At 71.3% G+C, this 19441-nt stretch carries 14 protein-coding genes; 9 read left to right on the top strand and 5 right to left on the bottom strand.

Features of this window, described 5'->3' with window-relative positions:
• From paoC to ABZT49_RS32735, 3 genes are all read left to right on the top strand, one after another.
• Window positions 1-2214 carry an aldehyde oxidoreductase molybdenum-binding subunit PaoC gene (gene paoC / locus ABZT49_RS32745; protein WP_355292613.1) on the top strand — a complete coding sequence of 738 codons (2214 nt, stop codon included), beginning with the start codon at window positions 1-3 and terminating at the stop codon, window positions 2212-2214.
• Between the two features lie 38 nt (window positions 2215-2252).
• Window positions 2253-2768 (top strand): VOC family protein, encoded by a 516-nt coding sequence (locus ABZT49_RS32740; RefSeq protein ID WP_355292611.1) that lies wholly within the window; start codon window positions 2253-2255, stop codon window positions 2766-2768.
• A 260-nt stretch (window positions 2769-3028) separates the two neighbouring features.
• Entirely contained in the window at window positions 3029-4141 is a 1113-nt protein-coding gene (locus ABZT49_RS32735) for an alkene reductase (RefSeq protein WP_355292609.1), read from the top strand.
• 13 nt (window positions 4142-4154) lie between these two features.
• Here ABZT49_RS32735 and ABZT49_RS32730 read toward each other — a convergent pair whose 3' ends face one another.
• Window positions 4155-7013 (bottom strand): winged helix-turn-helix domain-containing protein, encoded by a 2859-nt coding sequence (locus ABZT49_RS32730; protein ID WP_355292607.1) that lies wholly within the window; start codon window positions 7011-7013, stop codon window positions 4155-4157.
• A gap of 711 nt (window positions 7014-7724) precedes the next feature.
• On the opposite strand from ABZT49_RS32730, the gene ABZT49_RS32725 reads away from it, so the two are divergent.
• Together ABZT49_RS32725 and ABZT49_RS32720 are read left to right on the top strand one after the other, a co-directional pair.
• Complete coding sequence (locus tag ABZT49_RS32725) at window positions 7725-8207, top strand: MucR family transcriptional regulator (RefSeq protein ID WP_355292605.1); 483 nt, start codon at window positions 7725-7727, stop codon at window positions 8205-8207.
• A gap of 71 nt (window positions 8208-8278) precedes the next feature.
• Entirely contained in the window at window positions 8279-9109 is an 831-nt protein-coding gene (locus ABZT49_RS32720; RefSeq protein WP_355292603.1) for a methyltransferase domain-containing protein, read from the top strand.
• Window positions 9110-9143: 34 nt separating this feature from the next.
• On the opposite strand, the gene ABZT49_RS32715 is transcribed toward ABZT49_RS32720, so the two are convergent.
• On the bottom strand, window positions 9144-9731 hold the full coding sequence (locus ABZT49_RS32715; RefSeq protein WP_407943619.1) for a HupE/UreJ family protein: 588 nt from the start codon (window positions 9729-9731) through the stop codon (window positions 9144-9146).
• Window positions 9732-10126: 395 nt separating this feature from the next.
• Here ABZT49_RS32715 and ABZT49_RS32710 point away from each other — a divergent pair, with 395 nt between their 5' ends.
• Window positions 10127-12166: a M23 family metallopeptidase gene (locus ABZT49_RS32710; RefSeq protein ID WP_355292601.1), complete on the top strand. Its 2040-nt coding sequence runs from the start codon at window positions 10127-10129 to the stop codon at window positions 12164-12166.
• Between the two features lie 378 nt (window positions 12167-12544).
• On the opposite strand, the gene efeB is transcribed toward ABZT49_RS32710, so the two are convergent.
• The 3 genes from efeB to efeU are packed head-to-tail and all read right to left on the bottom strand — an operon-like array spanning window position 12545 to window position 15778.
• Window positions 12545-13807, bottom strand: coding sequence for an iron uptake transporter deferrochelatase/peroxidase subunit (efeB, locus tag ABZT49_RS32705; RefSeq protein ID WP_355292599.1), 1263 nt, complete (start codon window positions 13805-13807; stop codon window positions 12545-12547).
• A gap of 9 nt (window positions 13808-13816) precedes the next feature.
• Window positions 13817-14926 carry an iron uptake system protein EfeO gene (efeO, locus tag ABZT49_RS32700; protein WP_355292597.1) on the bottom strand — a complete coding sequence of 370 codons (1110 nt, stop codon included), beginning with the start codon at window positions 14924-14926 and terminating at the stop codon, window positions 13817-13819.
• A gap of 12 nt (window positions 14927-14938) precedes the next feature.
• On the bottom strand, window positions 14939-15778 hold the full coding sequence (gene efeU / locus ABZT49_RS32695) for an iron uptake transporter permease EfeU (protein ID WP_355292595.1): 840 nt from the start codon (window positions 15776-15778) through the stop codon (window positions 14939-14941).
• Between the two features lie 321 nt (window positions 15779-16099).
• On the opposite strand from efeU, the gene ABZT49_RS32690 reads away from it, so the two are divergent.
• The 3 genes from ABZT49_RS32690 to ABZT49_RS32680 all read left to right on the top strand — a co-directional run bounded on the left by ABZT49_RS32690 (window position 16100) and on the right by ABZT49_RS32680 (window position 19437).
• Complete coding sequence (locus ABZT49_RS32690) at window positions 16100-16753, top strand: ABC transporter ATP-binding protein (protein WP_355292593.1); 654 nt, start codon at window positions 16100-16102, stop codon at window positions 16751-16753.
• Window positions 16754-16856: 103 nt separating this feature from the next.
• The gene (locus ABZT49_RS32685) at window positions 16857-18098 is read left to right on the top strand and encodes a capsule biosynthesis protein (RefSeq protein WP_355292591.1); all 1242 of its coding nucleotides are present in this window, start codon (window positions 16857-16859) and stop codon (window positions 18096-18098) included.
• A gap of 112 nt (window positions 18099-18210) precedes the next feature.
• Window positions 18211-19437, top strand: coding sequence for an MFS transporter (locus ABZT49_RS32680; protein WP_355292589.1), 1227 nt, complete (start codon window positions 18211-18213; stop codon window positions 19435-19437).
• Window positions 19438-19441 lie beyond the last annotated feature (4 nt).

The raw sequence follows: 19441 nt of genomic DNA, 5'->3' as shown, positions 1-19441 counted from the left end.
ATGCACTTCGATACCCCTGCCGGGCAGAACCCCATCGACCAGAAGAGAATCGTCGGGCAGCCGCACCGGCGCGTCGACGGCGCCCTCAAGGTCACCGGGACGGCGCCTTACGCCTACGAGCGGCACGATGCGGTGGCCGATCCCACCTATGGCTGGATCGTCGGCGCCACGATCGCCCGCGGACGGGTGACGCGGATCGACACCGAGGCCGCGCGCGCGGCCTCGGGCGTCCTCGCGATCCTGACGACGCTGGAGCACGAGGCCGCCCCGCCGGGGTTCCGGACGACCCTCCCCCTGTTCGGCGGGGCCGAGGTGCGCCACTATCATCAATCCGTCGCGCTGGTCGTGGCGAACACCTTCGAGGAGGCGCGCGCGGCGGCCCACCTCCTTCGCATCGACTACGCGTCCGAGCCGGCGCGCTGCGACCTGGCGGCGGAGGAATCCAAGGCGGAGCCGGTCGCGGATCGCGACGCCCCGGATTACCCCCTGGTCGACCGGATCGGCGACATCGAGGCGGCGCTCGCCGCCGCGCCCGTGACCCTGGACGAGACCTATACCACCCCCGACCAGACCCACGCGATGATGGAGCCGCATGCCACCACGGCCGCGTGGCGCGACGGCAAGCTGACGGTCTGGACCTCGGCCCAGGTCGTCTCCTGGCACCGCAACAGCCTCGCGCAGGCGCTCGGCCTCGCCAAGGAGGATCTCCGGCTGGACGCGCCGTTCATCGGCGGGGGGTTCGGATCGAAGCTCATCATGCGCAGCGACGCGCTCCTCGCGGCGCTTGGCGCCAAGGCGGTCGGACGCCCGTGCAAGGTCGCCTTGCCGCGCCCGCTGATCGCCAATAACGGCACGCGCCGCGCCGGCACCATCCAGCGCATCCGCCTCGGTGCGACCCGCGACGGGCAGCTCACGGCGATCGGCCACCACAGCCTCAACGGCAACCTGTCCGGCGCCTTCGCGGAGGCGGCGATCGCGCCGACGCGGCTGATCTACGCTTCTCCGAACCGCGACCTGTCCATGAGGCTCGCGACCCTCGACCTCGCCGAGGGCAACGACATGCGGGCGCCCGGGGAGGCGCCCGGCCTGATGGCGCTCGAGATCGCGATGGACGAGATGGCCGAGAAGCTCGGTCTCGACCCCGTCGAATTCCGGATCTTGAACGACACGCAGGTCGATCCGCGCAAGCCGCAGCGGTCCTTCTCGGAGCGCCACCTGATCGAGTGCCTCACGGTCGGTGCGAAACACTTCGGCTGGGCCCGCCGCAACCCGGTGCCCGGTTCCGTGAGGGACGGTCGCTGGCTTCTCGGCATGGGCATGGCGGCGGGCTTTCGCCAGAACCTCCTGATGCCGTCCGGTGCCCGCATCCGGCTCGAACAGGATGGCCGGCTGACGGTCGAGACCGACATGACCGATATCGGGACCGGCAGCTACACCATCCTCGCCCAGACGGCTGCCGAGATGATGGGCCTGCCGGTCGAGGCCGTGACGGTCCGGCTCGGCGACTCGGACTATCCCGAAGCCGCCGGCTCCGGCGGGCAGTTCGGCGCGAACAATGCGACCTCCGGGCTCTACGCCGCCTGCACGGCGCTGAGGGCGAGCGTCGCGGCGCGGCTCGGCTTCAACGCGGAAGATGTGGCGTTCGCCGATGGCATGGTCACGGCGGGCGGGCGGAGCGTGCTCCTCCTCGACGCCGTGAAGGCCGGGCCGCTGGCCGCGGAGGAGAGGATCACCTACGGCGACCTCGACAAGGACTTCGTCCAGGCCACCTTCGGGGCGCAATTCGCCGAAGTCGCCGTCAACCGGTTCACCGGGGAGATCCGCCTCCGCCGCATGCTCGCGGTCATCGATGCCGGCCGGGTGCTCAACCCGCTCACGGCGCGGAGCCAGGTGATCGGCGCCATGACGATGGGGGTCGGATCGGCGTTGATGGAGGCGCTCGTCGTCGACACCCGCCACGGCTTCTTCATCAACCACGACCTCGGCGGCTACGAGGTGCCGGTCCACGCCGACATCCCGCATCTCGACGTCGTCTTCCTCGACCATCCCGACCCGGTCTCGTCGCCGATGAAGGCCAAGGGTATCGGCGAGATCGGCCTGTGCGGGGCGGCCGCGGCGGTGGCGAACGCCGTCTACAACGCGACCGGCATCCGCGTGCGCGACTACCCCGTCACGCTCGACAAGCTGCTGGAGCGGCTGCCGCGGGCCGCCTGACACCTCATCCCCCGGTGTTTCCAACCTCGGAGAGAGCGATGTCCTATCATCCCGTTCCGGTGACGCATGTCGGCCTGACCGTCACCGACATCGAGGCAGCGACGGCGTGGTACACCAAGGCCTTCGCCTGCCGTCACATCATCGGCCCCCTCCACGTCCGGCACGACGGCTCGCATATCGGCGAGGTGTTCAAGGGGATCTTCGGCGACCGCTTCGAGGAGGGATACGTGTCCCACCTCGCCACCGCGAACGGCGTCGGGATCGAACTGTTCGAGTTCGTCACGCCGAGGTCGGAGGCCTCGGACGACAACTTCCGCTACTGGAAGACCGGCGTCTTCCACTTCTGCCTCGTCGACCCGGACGTCGAGGGCCTGGCGCGGCGGATCGCCGAGATGGGCGGCAAGCAGCGCTCCAAGGTCTGGACGCTGTTCGAGGGCGAGCCGTTCAAGGCCGTCTATTGCGAGGATCCCTGGGGCAACCTGATCGAGATCTACTCCCACTCGACGGAGCTGATGTACGCCAACCGGAGCGGCACGGCCGCCCGGGCCGAGTGAGACCCTGTTGAACCTGTGCGACAGCCTAGACACCCTCCGCGTCATCCCGGGTCCGCGCAGCGGAACCCGGGATCCATAACCGCCGACGGTGCAAGGCCTGGCGAAAAGCCTTCCGCTTCTTCCCGAAACGCCGGTGGTTATGGATCCCGGGTTCTCGACTTCGCCGAGCCCCGGAATGACGTGGAGAGTTGGCGGTCCATGTACAGAATTGGTTGATTTGATCAATCGAACAGTTCGTCAGGTCAGGAGATAACTCGCGCATGCCGACATTCGCAGATCGTAACCTGTTCTCGCCGACCAAGATCGGAGCCATCGACGTCGCCAATCGTATCGCGATGGCCCCGTTGACGCGCTCGCGCGCCGACATGGAGGGCGTCCATTCGGCTCTCGCCGTCTCGTATTACCGGCAGCGCGCCTCGGCCGGCCTCATCATCACCGAGGCGACCAACATCTCGCGGCAAGGCCGGGGCTACGCCTTCACGCCGGGGATCTACACGGAGGCGCAGGCCGAGGCGTGGTCGCGCGTGACCGCGGCCGTGCACGAGGCCGGCGGGCGGATCGTCTGCCAGCTCTGGCATGTCGGGCGGATGTCGCATGTCAGCCTTCAGGAGAACGGCGAGGCGCCCGTCTCGGCCTCGGCCATCCAGGCCGGCGAACTCGTCTTCCTCGAGAGCCGCACGCAGGCGCCTCCCTCGATGCCGCGCGCGCTGCGGACCGACGAGATCCCGGGCGTGATCGACGATTACCGGCGCGCCGCGTCCCTGGCGAAGCAGGCGGGCTTCGACGGGGTCGAGGTGCATTCCGCGAACTGCTACCTGCTCGACCAGTTCATCCGCGACAGTACCAACCGGAGGACGGACCGCTACGGCGGCGCGATCGAGAACCGCACGCGGCTTCCCATCGAGGTCGTCTCGGCGGTGGCGGAGATCTGGAGCGCCGACCGCGTCGGCCTGCGGCTCTCGCCGATGACGCGGGCCGTCGGCGACACCCCGCTCGACAGCGACCCGCAGGCGACCTACGGCCATCTCGCCCGGCGGCTGGGAGAGCTCGGGCTGGCCTATCTCCACTGCGTCGAGGGGCAGACCCGCGGGCCGAACGGATCCTCCGCCTTCGACTACAAGGCGCTGCACGCCGCGTTCGGCGGGGCCTACATCGCCAATAACGGCTACGACCGGCACCTCGCGGTCGAGGCGGTCGCCTCCGGCTACGCCGACATGATCGCCTTCGGCCGTCCGTTCATCGGCAATCCCGACCTGGTCGAGCGGCTGCGCCGCGAGGCCCCCCTGGCGGAGGCCGACCCGGCGACGTTCTACGGCGGCGGAGCCGAGGGCTACACCGACTATCCGACCCTGGACCGCGCGGCCGTCGCGTGATCGAGAGGCGGCGTCAGGCCAGGGAGACCGGCCGGCCCGCTTCGACAAGTCCCGCTCCGGCGGCGAGGCGGGCTCGCGCGGCCCTGAGATCGGGGGTGTCGAGCGCCCGGTCGAAGCCCTCGAGGGATACCGTGAGGGCGGCCCGGCCGCCATACCGGTCATCCAGCGCGGCGAGACTCGTCGCGGCGCGCAGGCGCCACATCGCCGCTCCCTGCCCGTCGGCCAGATCGATCGCCTGCCGGAAGTGCCGCGCCGCGTCCGGTTCGCCGGCGTTGCCCGCGGAGGCGAGAAGGATCTCGCCTCGGATGCGGAGCAGTTCCGGCCGGCACCAGACTTCGCCGCCATGCTCGGAGGCGGCGAGCGCGGCATCGATGCGAGCCAACGCGTCCTGAGGGCGGCCATGGGCCGCGAGGCCGCTGGCCAACGACCCCAGATAGGCCGGGCGCCGCATCCGGAAGCCGATCTCCCCCATCTCGACGAGGGCGTCCTCGAGGCGGTGCAGCCCGCCCGCATCGCCCCGGCGCAGGCTCACGATCGCTTCGAGGCCGTCGGCGATGACCCGCCAGATCCGCATGGCGTGATGCGCGACGTGGTCGCTGAGCCGGGCGAGGCCGCGCTCGGCCTCGTCGAGGTCGCCGCCGTGGAGCGCGATCGGGATCACCGTGTGCGCCAGGGCGTTCGTGAGGGCGAAGGCCTGGCCGCCGGCTTCGGCCTCGGCGAGGGCGCGCCGCGCCGCCGCGACGGCGTGGACTGGCCGGCCCTGAAGCCACAGGACGTTCGCGAGCGTGCCGCGCGCCGCGACCAGGCCGTGATCCTCCAGCCGCCGGCCGGGACCGTCACGGCGCGCCGCACGCGCCAGCAGGCGCTCCGCCGCGTCGCGCGCCTCGTCGAGACGGCCGAGATAGCGGAGCGAGGTGGCGGCGGGCCGGTCGACGGCCGCGCCGGCCGCGCGATCGCCGCTGGCGCTCGCCAGCATCCTGATGCGCTCCGTCAGGGCGAACGCGGCGCGGTGATCGCCGATCCAGGTCTCGAAATCGCACAAGCCCCAGAGCGCCCGCAACTGGCCGTCCAGGTCGGACAGCCGTTCGGCGCGGGCGAGCGCGCCGCGCCACAGCTCCGCGATCCGCGCGGTCGGACCCTCGACCTGCAGCAGGGCGGCGGCGAGCGACGCCCGCAGCGCGATCTCGTCCCGGTCTTCCGGACCATCGGCGGGTGCGACCGTCGCCAGCGCCCGCTCGCTCGTCTCGATCCGCTCCTGCAGCAGCGAGAGCGTGTCCCACACCGCGAGCGCCGCGGCGGCCAGCGTTCGACCGAGGGCGGGATCGCGCCGGTCCGTCAGGCACCAGTCGAGAGCGGCGCGGAGGTTGTGGACGAGCGCGGTGAGGTCCTCGGGCGGGTCGCAAGCCGGCTGCGCGCTTCCCCGGCCTGAGACGTGGCGGCATTGCGCGAGGCAGAGTTCCGCGTGCCGCCGACGGACCGCATCGCCCTCGCCGCTCTCGGCGAGGCGCCGCAATCCGTAGTCCCGCGTCGTGTCGAGAAGGTGGTACCGCGACGCCCCCCCGGGGATGACGGCGACCAGCGACTTGGCGACGAGATCGGCCAGGTGGCCGATGCACCTGCCCTCGGCCCCGCCCGGACAGCGGCCGACCGTGAGCGCCGCGTCGAGGGAGAAGACGCCGTGGAAAACCGCCAGGCGTCGAAACAGGGCCTGCTCCCCCGCTGACAGCAGCCCGTGGCTCCAGTCCAGCGTCGCGGTCAGGCCGCGATGCCGGGGATGCCCCGCCCGTCGGCCGTCGTCCAAGAGGTCCAGGCGCTCGTTCAGCAGGCGAAGGAGGTTGCGGGGTCCGAACGCTCCGACCCGCGTCGCGGCGAGCTCCAGGGCCAGCGGCAGCCCGTCGAGGCGACGACAGATCTCGACGATCGTCGGCGCGTCGTCGTCCTGGAGGACGAAGCCCGGAGCGGCGGCCGACGCGCGCGCGACGAACAGCGCGACGGCCGGGACAGCCAGAACCTCTCTCGCGGTCGGCGTCCCGTCCGCCGTCGGAACCGCCAGGGGCCGGAGATGATACACGACCTCGTCCGCGATCCGGAGCGGCTCCCGGCTCGTGGCCAGCACGTGGGTTCCGGGCGCGGCGGCGGTGAGCAGGGTGGCCAGCCGGGCCGCCTGATCGAGGGAATTCTCGCAGCCATCGAGGACGAGCAGGCACTGCCGATCCGCGAGGGCCGTCGTCAGGGCGGCCTGAGGATCGTCCGCATGGATGGCGATCCCCATCTCCTGGGCGACGGCGCTCGCGAGGTACCGGTCGCTGTCGACGACGCATAGGTCGACCATCCAGACCCCGTCCCGGAACCGCTCGACGACGGCGTGCCCCGAAGCCACGGCCAGGCTGGTCTTGCCGACGCCGCCGGGACCGGTGATCGTGACCAGCTTTCGCTGCATCACCGTCGTCGAGATCTCCGCGAGATCCTCCGACCGGCCAAGCAAGTCCGCCGGTCTCGGAAGGTTGTGGCGCCGGGCTGCCGCGGGGGCCGGCCAGGGCGTGACGTCGACGGGCGCGACGAAGCGGTACCCGTGTCCGCTCACCGTCGCGATGAAGGGCTTCTCCGGCTCGAACCCTGCGAGCGCGCGCCGGATCGCCGCGACGTTGACCTTCAGATTCGAGTCGTCGACCGTCGTCCGTGGCCACGCGCGCCTGTTGAGATCCTCCTTGCTGACGACCTGTCCTGCGCGTTCGACGAGCGCGGTCAGGATCGCCATGGGTCGTCCCCCGAGACGTACGACCGTGTCGGCTCGCCAAAGCCGCTGCTCCGACGGGCTCAAGACGAAATCGCCGAAGGTATAGCGGACGGCTTTGCCTTCTCGCCTATCCATGCCGTTGCCGCGATTGCCTGCCTGCTCGAACTGGGAGACGGCAATCTTGCTACGCTGTTGGTCGCTGCTTCGCCAGCACGTCGTCGAGGCCTGCTCGTCCGCTCGACCCGTCCGAACGCGGCCCTTCCGGTCCTGTCATGCGATTTCCGGATGATCGCTCGGCGATTGGTACGCAATCGCTTTCGCGATGCGGAGATCGGCCTCGCTCAGGTGTGTGGAGCCGGAGGCTCCACCGCGCGGGCTGGTGATCCGATCTCCGGAAGGGATCGTCCGGGGATCGTATGACGAAGGGGAGATCGGTTCATCGACGCCAATGCGGCGAAACCGAAGACCGGGCGCACCCTCCGACGGCAGCGCGACCGGGTGGTGCGCGGGGGACGGGGCGCGACATTCGAGTCCTGCCATTCCGACCGTGCGTCCGCTGTCGGGCGGATCCTCCGCAAGACTTATCCCCCGGTCATTTTCAGCCGGATGCGACGCTGCTGGCCGGCCCGCGCGCCGTGTCCGATCGCCGCGCGCCGGCCCCGCCGCAGCGTTCGTCTACATCGAAGAGCGTAGCCCGTCTCATAAACATAAGTTAGTTTGTCCTCCTCCCAAGTGATTGAGGAACACTGGTTACGCCCACAGGATTAACCTCGGTCGACGCGCAGTCTGTTTGACGTTCGAGCGTCATCATGCATTCTTCATCACGAATGCAGACGGGGTGGGGCGATGAATGTCGAGGAGAATGGCTCAGGTGATCGGGTCGTCGATCTTTGCGCCGCGATCATCACGGCTTACGTGTCCAACAACGCAGTGCCGCCGAACGAGTTGCCGCCGATGATCGGCGCCATCCACTCGACCCTGACCCAGCTGATGGCGCCGCCCGCGCCCGAGCCGCCGAAGCCGGAGCCGCCGATCCCGATCCGCCGAACCGTGACACCGGACCACATCATCAGCCTGGAGGACGGCAAACCCTACAAGACGCTCAAGCGCCACCTCGCCGGCCGCGGCCTCACGCCGGACCAGTACCGCGAGAAATGGGGGTTGCCGCGCGATTACCCGATGGTCGCGTCCAACTACGCCTCGCAGCGCTCGGAGCTGGCCAAGAACAGCGGCCTCGGCCGGCGCCGCCTGCGCGGGGCCGAGGACGACACGAGCGCCCCGGGCGGGGCGCCTCCCGCGCGGCGCGGACGGCCGCGGAAGTCGACCTGAGGTTCCTCTTGTTCCGGGTCTCGCGCAGGCTGTAGCCTCGGGGCGGGAGCACGGGACGAGGGCGTGAGCCGATGCCGGAGCCGATCACCCAGACGGAATACTGGAACGGCGATGTCGGCACGCGCTGGGCCGACATGCAGGCGGAGCTCGACCGGGTCTTCGCGCCGCTGACCGCCGCCCTCCTCGACGGGGCCGGCCTGCGGCCCGGCGAGCGGGTGCTCGATATCGGCTGCGGCTGCGGCGAGACCGCCCTCCTGGCCGCCGCGCGCGCCGGGTCCGGCGGCGCGGTGACGGCGGTGGACGTGTCCCGGCCGATGCTGGCCCGCGCCCGGGCCCGGCCGGCCTCCGGCGCGCCGATCGCCTGGATCGAAGCCGATGCCCAGACCCATCCCTTCGCGCCGGAGCATGATCTCGCGCTGTCGCGCTTCGGGGTGATGTTCTTCGAGGAGTCGCGCGCGGCCTTCGCCAATATCCGGCGGGCCCTGCGGCCGGGGGGACGGCTCGCGGTCCTGTGCTGGCGCGCGCTCGCCGAGAATCCGTGGGTGAGCGTGCCCCGCGACGCGGTGCTGAGCGTGGTGCCCGAGCCGCCGCCCTCGCCCCCGGGCGGCCCGGGTCCGTTCCGCTTCGCCGATGGCGAGGCGCTGGTCGCCCTCCTCGGCCAGGCCGGCTTCGCGGCGCCTGAGGTCGCGCCCGTCGACCGTCCCCTGGAGATCGGCGCCGATGCGGGGGACGCCGCGCGCTTTTCCGCCACCGTCGGGCCCATCGCCGGGCTCCTGCGCGAGATCGAGGATCCGCTCCTGCGCGAGCGCGCCCTGACGGCCCTGCGGGCGGCGATGCCGGCGCGGGGGCCGGTGCGCCTCGGCGCCGCCTGCTGGCTCGCGACGGCGGTCAATCCGGGGTGACCGGAGCCGCCGCGCGGCCCCGGTCGCTGTCGTGTCAGAGGGTGCCGGCCAGCACCGCCACGCCCGCCACCGCCACGGCGGCCCCGGCGAAGGGCAGCGCGCGACCCTGCGCCGCGCGGCCGGCGGCGAGGCCGAGCCCGATGCCGGCGAGGTGGAGCAGCGCGCTGGCCGTCAGGAAGCCGAGCCCGTAGGTCAGGCCGGAGGCGGTCTCGGGCATCTCGGCGCCGTGGGCGTGGCCGTGGAACACCGCGAAGGCGCCGACGAGGCCGAGCGCCGCGGCGAGCGGCAGGCCGGCACCGAAAGCCGCCGCGAGGCCGAACGCCACCACCGACAGGCCGATCCCGACCTCGACGAAGGGCAGCGCGATTCCGGCAGCGCCGAGCGCTCCACCGACGGCCATCATGCCGAGGAAGGCCAGCGGTACCGCCCAGAGCGCCCGTCCGCCCCGGGCCGCCGCCAGCAGGCCGACCGCCACCATGGCGAGCAGGTGGTCCGCCCCGCTCAAGGGGTGGGCGAAGCCCTGCGCGAGCCCGGCGGCCTCGCCGTGGCCCGGATGCGCGAAGGCGGCGTGCGAGGAGAGGAGCAGCAGGGCGGCGGCGAGGCCGGCGTGACGACGCATCATGGAGAACTCCCGGAAAGGGGCAGCGAACCGTAGCGTGGGAAACCGTAGTGCATGAGGCGCCGCCGAGGAATCCGCCGCAATGCGGGAAACGCGGCGGGGATCGACGTTTTTCGCGCAAGCCCGAAAGTGGTCCGGGCGCCGGCGCCGGCCATGCGGCAAATCGAGCGCCGCGCCGAGCGGGGCCGACGCCTCAATCCTGACATGCTGGCGCCGGAGAGACAGCCTCGAGGATCCGGCGCGCGGACCGCGCGGCCGGCTGGGGATGCGCCTCCCGCCCTCCGTTGATTTCCCGGCGTGAGCCACGCATGGTCGCGATGCCGTGGAGCGAAGCGTCCTCCTCGCCGTCGTGGCACTGCCGCGTCGGCTTGTCAGAACGGATGAACGAAGGAGAGACGGTGAAGCGCGCGCGGCTCGACCCGGTCGGATCCCAGCAGGCGCCCCGCGGCCGGTCCGTCGATCCGGGCCGGGAGCCGCCGCTCGACCTGTCGGGCGCCGCCTCGCCGCGGTCCGACCGGCGCGACGTCAACCTGCGTTGGCTCACCGCCTGCGTCCTCACCGGCATGACCGGGGCCGGCCTGATCGGCTCGGCGATCTGGGTGTCGCTGCAGGGCGAGCTCACTTTCGCGGAGCTGCCGCAGGCCGTGACCGTGGCGCCCCGCCCGGTCGCCAGCGAGGGCGGCACCAACCTCGTCCGCAAGGGCGACCGGCTGGTGCGCAACCCGATGGTGGCGCTCGCCAAGCAGAGCTTCAAGGCTCCGGTGACCTTGAGGGCGGGCGAGCGCGAGATCATCAAGGTCCGGCCGTTCGTGCGGATCGCCACCGCGCTCTCGGCCACTGCCGGGATGGCGGCGACCGACATCCCCTCCTTCGACCCGATGCGGTTCTTCACCGATCCGGGCACCGACCGCGCCCCGGAGGCGCAAACTCCCGCGGAGACGCCGGATGCCGAGGTGTCGGTGGTCAAGCGCGATCTCGGCGATCTCGCGGTGCCGGCGGGCGCCCCCGCCCTCTCCGACGAGGACGTGGCGGCGCAGATCGAGGAGGAGCGGCGGCTCGCGGCCGAGGCCGGACGGCGCGCCGCACTCCCGATCGCCCCGCAGCTGATGCTCTCGCGCACGCTGCGCAGCATGGCGGCCCTGCCGGGTCTCGATGGGGCTGGGGATTTCGGCGGCTCGTCCGGCCCGTTCAAGTCGATCGAGGTCCGGGTGATGCGCGAGAACGTCACCGACCTCGCCAAGATGGAGCGCGAGCGCGACGCCCCGCTGGTCGAGGAGCGCGACGTCGCGATCAAGCGCGGCGAGACCCTGGAGGGCGTGCTCCGGGCCAATGGCGGCCTCGACGAGCAGATCCGCCCGATCCTGGCGGCGCTCGGCACCCGGGTCCGGTCCGGCGCCGTCGGCGAGGGTCAGCAGATGCGGCTCCAGGTCGGTCCCGGGCCCCGGGCCGGCGACCCGCGCCAGCTCACCCGGGTGATCCTGTACGGCGAATCCGGCGTCGAGGCGATCGCCGCGATGAACGACCGCGGCGCCTTCGTGTCGGTCGCCCCGCCGGTGCCGGAGGGCGTCGCCCAGAAGCCGGCCGCGAAGCCGGAGGCCGACGACGACGACGAGGGCACCGGCGCGCGCCTCTATGCCAGCCTGTACGAGACCGCGGCGCGCTACGACCTGCCGCGCTCGACGGTCGAGGACCTGGTGCGGATCTTCGGCTACGACGTCGATTTCCAGCGCCGCGTCGCCCCCGGCGACGGCATCGAATTGTTCTACACCTACGACGAGGAGTCCGGCGGCTCGGCCGAGCGGCCCGACATCCTGTTCGCGGCGCTCAACCTCGGCGGTGAATCGCGACGGATCTACCGCTTCCAGTCGCCCGACGACGGCAGCGTCGACTACCTCGACGAGGCCGGCCGCTCGCTGAAGAAATTCCTGCTGCGCAAGCCGGTCGCCGACGGCAACATGAGCTCCGGCTTCGGCTATCGCCGCCATCCGGTGCTCGGCTACGCCAAGCTCCATACCGGCGTCGACTGGTCGATCCGCATCGGCACCCCGATCTTCGCGGCCGGCAACGGCACGGTGATCAAGGCGGAATGGGATTCGGGCTACGGCCGCCGGGTCGAGATCCAGCACGCCAACGGCTACGTCACCACCTACAACCACATGTCCCGGTTCGGCCGCGGCGTCAGCGCCGGCGCCAAGGCGCGCCAGGGCCAGATCATCGGCTATGTCGGCTCCACCGGCCTCTCGACCGGTGCGCACCTGCACTACGAGGTGATCATCAACGGCCATTTCGTCGACCCGATGAAGATCCGCGTGCCCCGCGGCCGCGAGCTCGACGGCCGGCTCCTGGCCGAGTTCCGCCGCCAGCGCGACCAGATCGACGGCCTGATCCAGAAGTCGGGCGCGCCGACGACGCTGGCGCAGCGCGAGGCGATGCGCTGAGGGCGCGCCTGTCCGGCGGCCCGCCGGTATTCGCAGAGCCCGACCGGAGAAAAGAAATGGCGCAGACTTCCCCTCTCCCCGCGGGCGGGGAGAGGGCTGTGCTCCCGTTCAGGGAACGCAGCAAGCCCGCAGGGCGAGGGTGAGGGGGTGTTTCCGGGTGAGGCCCCTCCGGCACCTCCCCCTCACCCTCGCTCCGGCTGCGCCTCCGCTTGCCGTGTCTCCTGAACGGAGACACGGCCCTCTCCCCGCGAGAAGTCGGGCTTGCCCGACTTCGTCCCTCGCTTGCAGATCCCGGGCAAGCCCGGGATCTGTCGGGGAGAGGGGGAATCTCAGCGCCTCATCTTCTCCCAGACAGCCATACGGATCTCGGGACCCCGCTCACGCCCCAAGCAACAGCCCCTGCCCCAAGAACCCGCCCGGCTCCGGCACGCCCGGCAGGGCGTAGAAGTATCCGCCGCCGACCGGCTTGATGTACTCCTCCAGCGGCTCGCCGTTGAGCCGGTTCTGCACCGCCACGAAGCCGGCCTCGAGGTCGGATTGGAAGCAGACGAAGAGCAGGCCCATGTCGAGCTGGCCCGACGGGGTGATGCCGGCCGAGTAGTTGTAGCCCCGGCGCAGGATCAGGCTCGAGGCGGTCTCGGGCGTGCGCGGATTGGCGAGCCGGATATGCGCATCCATCGGCGTGCGGTCGCCCGCCGGGTCCGAGGCGTAGTCAGGCAGGGCGTGCTCGTCGGTCCCGCCCAAAGGCGCGCCGCTGTCCTTGTGGCGGCCGAAGATCCGCTCCTGCTCGCGCAAGGGTGTACGGTCCCAGCGCTCGACGAAGTTCCGGATGATCCGCACCACCTGGTAGGAGCCGCCCGACGCCCAGGCCGGCTCGGGGCCCCCGGCCGGCACCCAGACCTGGCGGCGCATCAGGGCGTCGTCGCTCGCGTCGAGATTGGCGGTCCCGTCCTTGAAGCCGAGGAAGTTGCGCACCGTGTCCTTCCCCGGTCGCTTGACGACATGGGGTGGCAGCATGCCCTCGAGCTTCCAGCGCAAGGACACGAGGCCCGGCGTGTGGCGGATCACGTCGCGCAAGGCGTGCAGGTTGGTTTCGGCGGTGTTGGCGCAGAATTGCAGCAGCAGGTCGCCGTGGCAGAGCTTGGCGTCGAGGGAATCGTTGGGGAAGCGATCCATGGGGCGCAGATGCCGCGGCTTCACGCCCTCCAGGCCGTAGCGGTCGTCGAACAGGCTGGCGCCGACGCCGAGCGTCGCGGTGAAGTTGTCGGGCAGCACCTGCGGCCCGAGGATGCCGGAATCGGCCGGCGGCAGCCGCGGGTCGAGGGGCGGCACCGGCCCGCCGGCACTCAGGAAGGCGAAGCGCTCGGTCAGGATCCGGAAGAGCTTGGCGAGCTCGCCCCGGTCCTCGGCCAGGACGTCGAGGGCGACGACGAGGGCGGCGGCCGGCTGGGGCGTGACGATGCCGGCCTGGTGCGGGCCGTGGAACGGCTGGCGGTCGAGGGTGCCGTCGCTGGCGGCCGACGGCGTCGCGTCAGTCGCGCGGACGGGCGCCGCGGCCAGAGCCAGGGTACCGGCGCCGGTGCCGGCGGCGAGCCCGCGCAGCAGGGCGCGGCGGGAGGTGGAGAACGGGCAGGAGGCCATGACGAATGTTCAGTCCAGGCCGAGCTTGCCGCGCAGGGTCGAGAGATCCTCTGCCAGCACGGTGATCGGGCCCTTGAGGGCGTTGCGGTCGCGGTCGCTCAAGGAGTCGTAGGGCGCGAATCCCCCGTCCTCGGTCCGGTACTTCCCGAGCAGCGCGTCGACCCGCGAAAAATTCTTCTCGGTACGGGCGACGAAGTCGGGATCGCGGGGCGCCACCAGGGGGCGCAGGAGGTCGAAGATCTTGCGCGAGCCCTCGACATTGGCGTGGAAGTCCCACAGGTCGGTGCGGCTGTAGCGGTCCTCCTCGCCGGAGATCTTGGTCGCCGCGACCTCCTCGATCAGGCCGGCGGCCCCGCCCGCCATCCTGGCCGGCGGGATGGTGAGGTCGGCGACGCGCCGCTTCAGCTCGGTGGCGTCGGCGAGTAGCCGGTCGGCGGTGGGGCCCAGTCCCTCCGTGCTGGCGTCGGCCCACAGCCCCTTCTCGAGGCGGTGGAAGCCGATGAAGCCGGGATCGGCGTCCTTCCGCTCGAAGTCGTCGGCCCGCACGTCCATGCTCTTGTCGAGGTCGTTGAACAGGGACGCCACCGGCTCGATCCGCTCGTAGTGGCGGCGCGCCACCGGATAGAGCGCCTTGGCTTCGGCGACGCGCCCGGCCTTCACCGCCGCGACGAAGGCGGCGGTCTGCGCGTGGAAGGCCTCGACCTCGCCCATCACGTAGAGCTTGTAGGCGGCGAGCGGCCCGACGAGGGCCATCGGGTCGGGCGCGCCGGGGGCGGCGGTCGCGGCGGCCGTCACCGTGAGCGTGCCCTTCGGGTTGCTGAGGAGCCCGCAGGTCATCGCGTAGGATCCGGGCTGAAGCGTCGCCGAGAGCGACTGCACGAAGCCCGGGATGATGTTCTCCCGCTCCTCGACGATCATCGTGCCCTGGAGGATCTCCCACTCCAGCACCCGGCGGCTCTTGTTGCTGATCTTGAACACCGACTTGCCGGCCGGCACCGTGAGGGCGGCGGGCTCGCAGCCCTTGTCGGTCACGGTGACGGCGACGGGCTCGGGGACTTGCGCCGAGACGGCGACGGAGGAGAGGAGAAGGGCGAGGGCGGCCGGCCGGGAGGCTTTCATCGTCGGGTGTCCTCAGGCGTGGCGGGGCTGCGCGGCGGGCGCCGGCCGGGCGCCGGCCAGGAAGGCCCACAGGGCCGGGATCAGGAAGCCGAGATAGACCAGCACCTCGCCCCAGGCCGGCGCCTCCTGGTAGCCGAAGATGCCGGTGAGCAGGGTGCCGAGCACCGTGTCGGCGGGCAGGACATGGCCGAGATCGAAGGCGGTGGCCTGGAGGTGATTCCAGAGGCCCGCCTCGTGGAAGGCCTTCAGGGCGCCGGCGAGCAGGCCCGCGGCGACGAACAGGATGAACACCCCGGTCCAGCGGAAGAAGCGGCGCAGTTCGAGGCGCACGGCGCCCTTGGCCAGCGCGATCCCAACCAGCACCGAGAGGGCGACGCCGAGGACCGCCCCCACCGGCACGCCCCAGCCGACATCCTGCTGCACCGTGGCGAGGAGGAAGAACACCGATTCGAGCCCCTCGCGGCCGACCGCCAGGAACGCCATCACCGCGAGGGCGAAGCCTCCCCTCGCTTTGCCGTGACGGCTCAGCGCGTCCTCCACGGCGCCGTGCAGCTCGGCCCGCACCGAGCGGGCGGCCCTGCGCATCCAGAACACCATCGTGCACAGCATGAAGGCGGCGAGCAGCGCGATCAGCCCTTCCGCCAGCTCCTGCTGCTTCTGCGGGAACTCGGCGCCGATCGCCTGCAGGCCGAGGCCCAAGCCGAGGCAGAGCAGGACGGCCAGCACGACGCCGCCCCACACGGCCGGCATCCAGGCCCGCCGCCCGGTCTGCGCGAGGTAGCCGGCGATGATGCCGACGATCAGGGCCGCTTCGATCCCTTCGCGCAGCATGATCAGGAACGCAATCAGCACGGGCGTCTTTCCGGAAATGGCACGAGGAAGGCCGGTGTTTAATCCAAAAGCCCGCCTGCTCATAGCGCCGCATCACGCTTCTTCTTTATAATAACTTGAAACTGGTACGGGATCGTCGGTGGGGCCGGGTGCGGCCCGGCGGGGGGGGCTTCTCAGATTCGCCGCTTTCTGCGGCTACGTCCGAGCCTGCCGGCCGTCGCGACCGGCCTCGTTAACCGTGCGGATGCCGGCTCGGCGCATGATCGGTGGGCCCCCCGGGGCCAGCCCGTCGCGCGCCCCCGAAGGCGGCCGCACCCCTCTCGAGCGTGTCCTTATCCGCCGATGATCCGCCTCGACAACGTCACCAAGATCTACAAGACGGACGGGTACCGCCGTACCATCCTCGACCAGGCGTCGCTGACCCTGAAGCCCGGGGTGAGCTACGGCATCCTCGGCATCAACGGTGCCGGCAAGTCGACGACCTTGCGGCTGATCGCCGGCTGCGAGATGCCGACGAAGGGCCGGGTGATCCGCACCACCCGGATCTCCTGGCCGCTCGGCTTCGGCGGCGGCTTCCATCCGTTGATGACCGGGCGCGAGAACGTGATCTTCGTCGCCCGCATCCACGGCGAGGATCCGCGCCGGGTGCTGGCCTTCGTGGAGGACTTCGCCGAGCTCGGCGACTACATCAACGTGCCGATCCGCAACTATTCCTCGGGCATGGGCGCGCGCCTCGCCTTCGGCATGAGCATGGCGATCCCGTTCGACTGCTACATCGTCGACGAGATCACCGGCGTCGGCGACGCGCGCTTCGCCAAGCGCTGCGAGGAGGTGTGGAGCCACCGGCGGAAGAATGCCGACATCATCATGTGCTCGCACTCGATGGACACGATCCGGGACTACGCCCAGCAGGGGATCGTGCTGGCGAACGGCCGCGCCGTGATCTATCCCGACGTGAACGACGCGATCGAAGTCTACCAGCGCCTGAACCAGTGAGCGCGACGCCTCCCGTCGCCCTTCCCTCCCACGCCCTCCCCGTCTTCCCGGCCGGCCGGTGCCTCGCGCGCCCCGGCCCTGCCCGCAGCCGGAACCCCCCGCCATGACGATCGACGCCCGCAATCCGGAAGGCAAGGCGCTCAGCCCCGCCGACCGCTCCCGGATGATCGGCGAGGCTCTGCGGCAGGCGGCCCGGGTGTCGCGGTTCTCGAACCCGAACAAGTCGACGATCCGGACGATCCGGGCGCAACGGCGCCGGGACATCGTCACCCCGCTGCTCTGCCTGTTCCTGTTCGTGCTCCCGTCCTTGGGCAGCGCCGTGTTCTTCGGGCTCTACCTCTCGGACCGCTACGTGACCGAGGCGCGCTTCGCCCTGCGGCCGGCGATCGGGGGCGCCGAGAAGGCGACGCCGGACTCGGTCGGCACCACCTCAAGCATCCCATCCCAGATGATCGCCCAGGATTCGATGATCGTCGGCGAGTACATCAAGAGCCGGACGATGGTCGAGACGCTCGAGCGCGCCCTGCCGCTGCGCAAGATGTTCTCCCGCGACGACATCGATCACTATTCCCGCTTCGATCCCGAGAAGCCGATCGAGAAGCTTACCCGTTACTGGGGTGATCGGGTGAAGGTCAGCGTCGAAACGTCCGGCCTGATCGAGGTCGCGATCAACGCCTTCGACCCGGACGATTCCCTGACCCTGAGCCGCGCCGTGCTGGCCGAGAGCGAGCGGCTGGTCAACCAGCTCACCGAGCGGGCCCGCAACGACGCCCTGGCGGAGAGCGAGCGCGAGATGAAGCGCGCGGAAGCGCGGCTGACCAAGCTCCACCTCGCGGTGCGCGACCTGCGCAACCGGGACGGCGTGCTCGACGCCGTCAAGTCCAACGACACCAACCTGAAGATGATCGCCGAGATACGCTCCCAGCGCATCGGCCTCGCAGTCAAGCTCAGCCTGCTGCAGCGCGACCTGCGCGACGACAGCCGCAGCATCCAGGACCTCAAGGCGCAGATCGCCCAACTCGACGAGACCATCGCCCGCATCGAGCGCGAGGCGGCCAACCAGGATCCCGAGCAGCGGCGGGTGCTCTCGGCCACGCTGACCAAGTTCGAGGAGCTCGACGCCGAGCGAAAGTCGGCCGAGAAGTACTACGCGGCGACGATCGCCGCGCGGGAGCGCTCGCGGATGATCGCCGACCGGCAGATCGAGTTCTTCAGCATGATCGTCGAGCCGGTACGGGCGGAATCGGCCCAGCAGCCGCGGCGCACGCTCTACATCGCGATCTCCGTCGCCGTCTCGGCCCTGGCCTTCGGCCTGTCCGTCCTGACGCGCAAGGCCCTCGCCTGATCCTCCCCGAAAGCCCGCCCAGGGGCGGGCCGGATCTTCCTGGAAGCCCGCCCAGGGGCGGGCTCCAAGCCGACCTCGAATCTCCGCCGCCCGGGCGGGGTACGGAACCGACATGCTCTCCCCCGCGCCGTCCGGCTGGACGCTCTTTCGCAACCGCGACTTCCGGCTCTTCGGCAGCGCCCGCTTCCTTACCGGCCTCGCCTACCAGATGCAGGCGGTCGCGGTGGGCTGGTTCGTCTACGACTTGACCCGCAGCGCGCTCGCGCTCGGCCTCGTCGGCCTCGCGAGCTTCGCCCCCGCGATGCTCGGCGCCCTGGTCACCGGCCACGTCGCCGACACCTTCGACCGGCGCCGGGTCGCGGCGATCTCCTACGGTCTCCTGGCGCTCGCCGGCCTCGGCCTGATGGGGCTGGCGGCGTCCCACGCCACCCCGGTCTGGCCGGTCTACGCCCTGATGGTGCTGGTCGGCACCGCCCGCGCCTTCGCCAATCCGGCGAGCCAGGCGCTCCTGCCGACCCTGGTGCCGCGCGAGCAATTCGGCAGCGCCATCGCGCTCAACTCGTCGCTATGGCAGAGCGCGTCGGTGACCGGGCCCGCGCTCGGCGGCCTGCTCTACGCGCTGGGGCCAGCGGTGGTGTTCGGCCTCGCCGCCGCCTGCTTCGCCTTCGCGGCGTTCAGCATCATGGGCATCCGGCCGCCGCCGGCCGCCGTCACGCACCGGCCCGCCGTGACCTGGGCCACCCTGCTCGCCGGCCTGACCTACATCCGCTCGCAGCCGGTGGTGCTCGGCGCCATCACCCTCGACCTCGTGGCGGTGCTGCTCGGCGGCGCCACCGCGCTCCTGCCGATCTTCGCCCAGGAGGTGCTGTTCGTCGGGCCCCTCGGCCTCGGGCTCCTGCGCAGCATGCCGGCGCTCGGCTCGGTCGCGACCGCGATCCTGCTGGCCCACCGCCCGCTCACCCGCGGGGTCGGTCCGCGCCTCCTGATCGCGGTCGGCGTGTTCGGCCTCGCCACGATCGGCTTCGGCCTCTCGACCTCGCTGCCGCTGTCGATGGCCTGCCTGTTCGTGACGGGGGCGGCCGACATGGTCAGCGTCTACGTCCGCCAGAGCCTGGTCCAGGGCGAGACCCCGGACGCGATGCGCGGCCGGGTCGCGGCGGTCAACACCGTGTTCATCGGCGCCTCGAACGAGCTCGGCGAGTTCGAATCCGGGACGCTGGCGGCGCTGATCGGGGCGGTGCCGGCGGTCGTGGTCGGCGGGGTTGCGACGGTGGCGGTGGCGGCTCTGTGGGGGCGGTTGTTCCCGTCGCTGCGGCGGCGGGACCACCTGATCACCTGACGCG

The sequence above is a fragment of the Methylobacterium sp. EM32 genome, from assembly GCF_040593685.1.
Lineage (GTDB): Bacteria > Pseudomonadota > Alphaproteobacteria > Rhizobiales > Beijerinckiaceae > Methylobacterium.
The sequence above is the reverse complement of the archived record's forward strand: the minus strand, read 5'-3'. Positions and strand labels throughout refer to the sequence as shown.

Bases quoted from the DNA above. Each gene is read 5' to 3' on its own strand.
- efeO (WP_355292597.1), bottom strand. From the start codon at position 14,926: ATGAAAGCCTCCCGGCCGGCCGCCCTCGCCCTTCTCCTCTCCTCCGTC.
- ABZT49_RS32715 (WP_407943619.1), bottom strand. From the start codon at position 9,731: ATGATGCGTCGTCACGCCGGCCTCGCCGCCGCCCTGCTGCTCCTCTCC.
- ABZT49_RS32685 (WP_355292591.1), top strand. From the start codon at position 16,857: ATGACGATCGACGCCCGCAATCCGGAAGGCAAGGCGCTCAGCCCCGCC.
- paoC (WP_355292613.1), top strand. From the start codon at position 1: ATGCACTTCGATACCCCTGCCGGGCAGAACCCCATCGACCAGAAGAGA.
- efeB (WP_355292599.1), bottom strand. From the start codon at position 13,807: ATGGCCTCCTGCCCGTTCTCCACCTCCCGCCGCGCCCTGCTGCGCGGG.
- ABZT49_RS32730 (WP_355292607.1), bottom strand. From the start codon at position 7,013: ATGGATAGGCGAGAAGGCAAAGCCGTCCGCTATACCTTCGGCGATTTC.
- ABZT49_RS32680 (WP_355292589.1), top strand. From the start codon at position 18,211: ATGCTCTCCCCCGCGCCGTCCGGCTGGACGCTCTTTCGCAACCGCGAC.
- ABZT49_RS32690 (WP_355292593.1), top strand. From the start codon at position 16,100: ATGATCCGCCTCGACAACGTCACCAAGATCTACAAGACGGACGGGTAC.
- ABZT49_RS32740 (WP_355292611.1), top strand. From the start codon at position 2,253: ATGTCCTATCATCCCGTTCCGGTGACGCATGTCGGCCTGACCGTCACC.
- ABZT49_RS32720 (WP_355292603.1), top strand. From the start codon at position 8,279: ATGCCGGAGCCGATCACCCAGACGGAATACTGGAACGGCGATGTCGGC.
- ABZT49_RS32735 (WP_355292609.1), top strand. From the start codon at position 3,029: ATGCCGACATTCGCAGATCGTAACCTGTTCTCGCCGACCAAGATCGGA.
- ABZT49_RS32725 (WP_355292605.1), top strand. From the start codon at position 7,725: ATGAATGTCGAGGAGAATGGCTCAGGTGATCGGGTCGTCGATCTTTGC.